This window comes from Isoptericola sp. NPDC058082, assembly GCF_042885055.1.
Taxonomy (GTDB): domain Bacteria; phylum Actinomycetota; class Actinomycetes; order Actinomycetales; family Cellulomonadaceae; genus Isoptericola.
In genome coordinates, this window is record NZ_JBHVSQ010000005.1 from 266,284 (window position 1) to 271,225 (window position 4,942).

4 protein-coding genes and 2 tRNA genes are annotated in these 4,942 nt (G+C 72.8%); 3 read left to right on the top strand and 3 right to left on the bottom strand.

Features of this window, described 5'->3' with window-relative positions:
* Positions 1-124: 124 nt before the first annotated feature.
* From tig to ACFVS0_RS09955, 3 genes are all read right to left on the bottom strand, one after another.
* Positions 125-1,495, bottom strand: coding sequence for a trigger factor (gene tig / locus ACFVS0_RS09945; protein WP_430587853.1), 1,371 nt, complete (start codon positions 1,493-1,495; stop codon positions 125-127).
* A 221-nt stretch (positions 1,496-1,716) separates the two neighbouring features.
* Entirely contained in the window at positions 1,717-2,232 is a 516-nt protein-coding gene (locus ACFVS0_RS09950) for a DUF4190 domain-containing protein (RefSeq protein ID WP_430565194.1), read from the bottom strand.
* 129 nt (positions 2,233-2,361) lie between these two features.
* A tRNA-Pro gene (locus tag ACFVS0_RS09955) sits at positions 2,362-2,435 on the bottom strand.
* A gap of 149 nt (positions 2,436-2,584) precedes the next feature.
* Here ACFVS0_RS09955 and ACFVS0_RS09960 point away from each other — a divergent pair.
* The 3 genes from ACFVS0_RS09960 to epsC all read left to right on the top strand — a co-directional run bounded on the left by ACFVS0_RS09960 (position 2,585) and on the right by epsC (position 4,806).
* A tRNA-Gly gene (locus ACFVS0_RS09960) sits at positions 2,585-2,655 on the top strand.
* 524 nt (positions 2,656-3,179) lie between these two features.
* Positions 3,180-4,115, top strand: coding sequence for a cysteine synthase A (gene cysK / locus ACFVS0_RS09965; protein WP_430587843.1), 936 nt, complete (start codon positions 3,180-3,182; stop codon positions 4,113-4,115).
* Between the two features lie 79 nt (positions 4,116-4,194).
* The gene (gene epsC, locus ACFVS0_RS09970) at positions 4,195-4,806 is read left to right on the top strand and encodes a serine O-acetyltransferase EpsC (protein ID WP_430549944.1); all 612 of its coding nucleotides are present in this window, start codon (positions 4,195-4,197) and stop codon (positions 4,804-4,806) included.
* The last annotated feature ends 136 nt before the right edge of the window (positions 4,807-4,942 follow it).

A 4,942-nucleotide genomic window follows, 5' to 3' on the forward strand; every position in this document is an offset into this window, starting at 1 on the left:
CTACCGTGGGGTCTGTTCGGTCACCCGACCCACGGGACGGACCGGCCCACCCCCACGGAAGACGCCGACCCGCACCGTCCGGGGGGACGGTGCGGGCCGGCGTGGGTGTCCGGGCGGTCCGGGGTCAGGCCTTGGCCGTCTCCTCGGAGGTCTCCTCCGTCGGCTCCTCGGACGTGGCGTCGTCGGCGGACCCCTCGACCTCGGCGGCCGCGGCGTCCTCCTCCTCGGTGCCGATGAACTCGGCCAGGTCGACGACGTTGCCGTCGGAGTCCTTGACCTCGATGTCGCGCAGCGCGACCGCGAGGGCCTTGGAGCGCGCGACCTCACCGACCATGGCGGGGATCTGGCCGCCCTGGTCCAGGGTCGAGATGAACTGGTTCGGGTCCATGCCGTACTGCTGCGACGCCTGGACCAGGTACTCGACGAGCTCGCCCTGGCCGACCTGGACCTCGAGCTTCTCGGCCAGCGTGTCCAGCAGGATCTGGTTCTTGAGGGCCTTGGTGGCGTCCTCGGTGACCTCGGCGCGGTGCTCGTCGTCCTCGAGACGGTTCTCCGACTCCAGGTGGCGGTGCACCTCGGCCTCGACGGCACCGGACGGCACCGGGACCTCGACGGCCTCGAGCAGCTTCTCCAGCAGCAGGTCGCGGGCGGCGACGGCCTGGTTCGACGTCTTGATCGACGCGACCTGCTCGCGCAGGTCCGCCGTCAGCTCCTCGAGCGTGTCGAACTCCGAGGCGAGCTGGGCGAAGTCGTCGTCCGGCGTCGGCAGGTCGCGCTCCTTGACGGCCGTGGCCGTGACGGTGACCTGCGCCTCCTCGCCCTCGTGCTCGCCGCCGGCGAGCTTCGTGGCGAAGGTCGTGGTCTCGTCCGTCGACAGGCCGGTGAGGGCCTCGTCCAGGCCGTCCAGCATGTTGCCGGCGCCGATCTGGTAGGAGACGCCGGAGACCGAGTCGATCTCCTCGTCGCCCATGACGGCCTTGAGGTCGATGACGACGTAGTCGCCCTCGACGGCGGGACGGTCGACGCCCACGAGGGTGCCGAAGCGCTCGCGCAGCGCGTCGAGGCGCTCGGTGACGTCCTCGTCGGTCACCTCGGTGGAGTCCACCGTGATGTCGATGCCGGACAGCTCCGGGAGGGTGATCTCGGGCCGGACCTCGACCTCGGCGGTGAACGCGAGCTGGCCCTCGCCGGCCTTGGCGGGGACCTCGGTCACCTCGACCTCGGGCTGGCCCAGGGGGCGCAGCGACTCGGCCGTGACGGCGTCGCGGTAGAAGTTCGACAGAGCGTCGTTCACGGCGTGCTCGACGACCGCACCCCAGCCGACGCGCTGGTCGATGATGCGCGGGGGAACCTTGCCCTTGCGGAACCCGGGGATGTTCACCTGCTCGGCGATGTGCTTGTACGCGTGGTCGATGCTCGGCTTGAGCTCGTCGTACTCCACCTCGACGGTCAGCTTGACCTTGGTGGGCTCCAGGGTCTCGACGGCGCTCTTCACTTCGATGGTCTCCAACGGTTCGGGTGCTGCGCGCGCGTCTCACCGGCGCGAGCCGGCCTGGTTGCTGCGGCGCGGGGTGCGGGGACCGTACGACGGGCGTACGGGCAACCCGTCCATCCTACGCCACGGCGAGGGCCGCCCGGGGACGCCCGCGTCACGACGACGCGCGTCCCGGGAGACCCTCGCCGGGTACGTCCTGGCAGAGGATCGGGCGCGGACGATCAGGAGCAGGTGTAGGTGATGCCGTTGACGTCGTGCACGCCCGGCCCGAGGTCGCCGCAGACCTCGATCAGGTGGCTCGCCGCCACGCCCAGCACCACGGCCAGGATGATCGTCCCGAGGAGCACGAGGGCGCTCACGATGATGCCGGCGATGGCGACGCCGTTCGGCTGGCCCACCTTGCGCGACTTCACGAGGCCGACGATCGACAGGATCAGGCCGACGATCGACAGGGGCCCGAAGAAGCCGAGCACCAGGCCGACGATGCCCAGCGTCTTGCCCGGGTTCTGCGGCGGCTGGCCGTAGGCCGGCGCGTACTGCCCCGCCGGCGGCGCGGCGGGGTACGCCTGGCCGGGCGCCTGCGGAGCGGCGGGGTACGCCTGCCCGCCGGCCGGCTGGGCGGGGTAGGCCTGGCCCGGCGCCGGCTGACCCGGGGCGGGCTGCTGCGGCTCGGTGCCGCCGGGGGGCGTCGCACCCGGCTCGGGCGTGCCTGGCGTGTAGGGGTCCGGGGTGGTCATCAGGTTCTCCTCGCACGTCGGTCGCCGTCCGTCGGCGATCGGGGGCCGATCCTTCCAGATCGGCACGCCGAGCGCGGGCCGATCCACGGGCGAGCCGCGACGAACCACGACGTCCGCCCTGTGCCGCTGTCGGGGTGACTGGATTCGAACCAGCGACCCTCTGCTCCCAAAGCAGATGCGCTACCAAGCTGCGCCACACCCCGCGGCCCGCCGTCGGGCGGGGCCTCGGTCAGTGTAGTGCCGCCGTCCGGCGGCGAGCCCCCGACGTGCGTCGACGGGTCCGTGCGCCCCCGCGCCTTTGCTAGGGTTGGCCCGCGTTCCCACCCGGCGACGATGTCGCGGGGGTGGCCGTGCGGGCGTAGCTCAATGGTAGAGCCCCAGTCTTCCAAACTGGCTACGCGGGTTCGATTCCCGTCGCCCGCTCCCCTGCTTCCTCTCCCCTCCTTCCCCTTTGCGGCCCGTCCGCGGCCCGTCCGCGACCCAGGGGACAGGTGTCTCCCGACCGATCGACGACGCCGATGGATGAGATGCTCCTTGTCGATCGGTCGCGTCCTGGTTAGGCTCGGCGCCGCAGCCTGCGACAGGCGCGACCACACGGCAGCAGCACCCCGAAGCAACACGAAGCATCACGAGGAGGGCCGGCATGACGAACGTCCGCCGCGTCGCCCCCTCGACCGCCCTCTCGTCCCACCGGAGGACGGTGCCGGCGTCGGCGCTCCGCACCCCGGCGTGCGCCGCGGCGACGACGCCGCGATGCTGTCGATAGAGCGTCCACGTCACGTCCGACCCGCCCGACGGCGGGTCCCCGACGACCGTGCGGCGCTCGCACCGACCTCGCCGACGCCCCTGCGCCGCGCCCTCCGAGCACCTGCTCGGGGGCCCGCACCGCACGCGACGGCGCACCCGCACCACCTCGCCCGCACGCACTCCTCGAGAAGGAACACCCCATGGCACGCATCTACGACGACGCGACGAAGCTCATCGGCCGCACCCCGCTCGTCCGACTGAACCGTCTCGCCGCCGGCCTCGACGCGACGGTCGTCGCGAAGCTCGAGTTCTACAACCCCGCCAACTCCGTGAAGGACCGCATCGGCGTCTCGATCATCGACGCCGCGGAGGCCTCCGGCGACCTGCAGCCGGGCGGCACCATCGTCGAGGGCACCTCAGGCAACACCGGCATCGCGCTCGCCTGGGTCGGCGCCGCACGCGGCTACAAGGTCGTGCTCGCGATGCCGGAGACGATGTCGAAGGAGCGTCGCGCCCTGCTGCGCGCGTACGGCGCGGAGCTCGTGCTCACGCCGGGCGCAGAGGGCATGAAGGGCGCCGTCGCCGCGGCGGAGAAGATCGCCGCCGAGCGGCCGGGCGCGATCCTCGCCCGCCAGTTCGCCAACGAGGCCAACCCGAAGGTGCACCGCGAGACCACGGCCGAGGAGATCTGGGCCGACACCGACGGCGAGGTCGACGTGGTCGTCTCCGGCATCGGTACCGGCGGCACCATCACGGGCGTCGGCCAGGTCCTCAAGAAGCGCAAGCCCGAGATCCGGATCGTCGCGGTCGAGCCCGCCGAGTCGCCCATCCTCAACGGCGGGACCCCCGGCCCGCACAAGATCCAGGGCCTGGGCGCCAACTTCGTCCCGGAGATCCTCGACACCTCCGTCTACGACGAGGTGCTCGACGTCGACGCCGAGACGTCGGTCGAGCTCGCCCGCCGCGCCGCGAAGGAGGAGGGCCTCCTGGTCGGCATCTCCTCGGGCGCCGCGATCGCCGGGGCGCTCGAGGTCGCGAAGCGGCCCGAGAACGCCGGGAAGCTGATCGTGGTCGTCATCCCCGACTTCGGCGAGCGGTACCTGTCCACGATCCTGTACTCGGACCTGCTGGACTGACGTGACGAGCCGCCGCACCGCTCCGACCGCCGCCGCCGGGGCCGCCCACGAGGACCTCGACGGCGACGTCGACCACCCGATGCCGGCCGGGCACCGCCCGGGCCTGCGCCACCTGGTCGAGATCCTCGCCGAGGACCTCGAGGCGGCGCACGCGCACGACCCGGCGGCGCGCTCCCGGTTCGAGGTCGCGCTGGGCTACCCGGGAGTGCACGCCGTGTGGGCGCACCGGGTGTCCCACCGCATGTGGCACCGGCCCGGCCTGCGCCTGCCGGCGCGCCTGCTGTCGCAGGCCGCCCGGTGGGTGACCGGGATCGAGATCCACCCCGGCGCGCGCATCGGGCGGCGGCTCTTCATCGACCACGGCATGGGCGTGGTGATCGGGCAGACGGCGGTCGTCGGCAACGACTGCGTGCTGTTCCACGGCTCCACCCTGGGCGGCCGCTCGATGACCCGGGGCAAGCGGCACCCCACCCTGGGCGACCGGGTCATGGTGGGCGCCGGCGCCAAGATCCTCGGCCCGCTGTGGATCGGCGACGACGCGCAGATCGGCGCGAACGCGGTCGTGACCCGCGACGTGCCGAACGGCATGGTGGCCGTCGGGGTGCCCGCGCACGCGCGCACGCCCGGTCACCGGCCCGACCACGGCCAGCACGTCGAGGACGCCTCGGAGCTGCTCGAGTACGTCATCTGAGCGGCCCGCAGCCGCGGGCCGGGGGGCCCCCCCCCCCCCCCCGAGGGCACCAGAAACCCTCCTTCCCCCCCCCTTTTTTTTTTCTCCCCCCCCCCCAAACCAACCCCCACCCCCCCCCCCTCCCCCCCCCCCCCCA

What these genes read in the sequence shown, in the direction of transcription:
- ACFVS0_RS09950 (WP_430565194.1), bottom strand. Translation starts at nt 2,232, where the DNA reads ATGACCACCCCGGACCCCTACACGCCAGGCACGCCCGAGCCGGGTGCG.
- cysK (WP_430587843.1), top strand. Translation starts at nt 3,180, where the DNA reads ATGGCACGCATCTACGACGACGCGACGAAGCTCATCGGCCGCACCCCG.
- epsC (WP_430549944.1), top strand. Translation starts at nt 4,195, where the DNA reads ATGCCGGCCGGGCACCGCCCGGGCCTGCGCCACCTGGTCGAGATCCTC.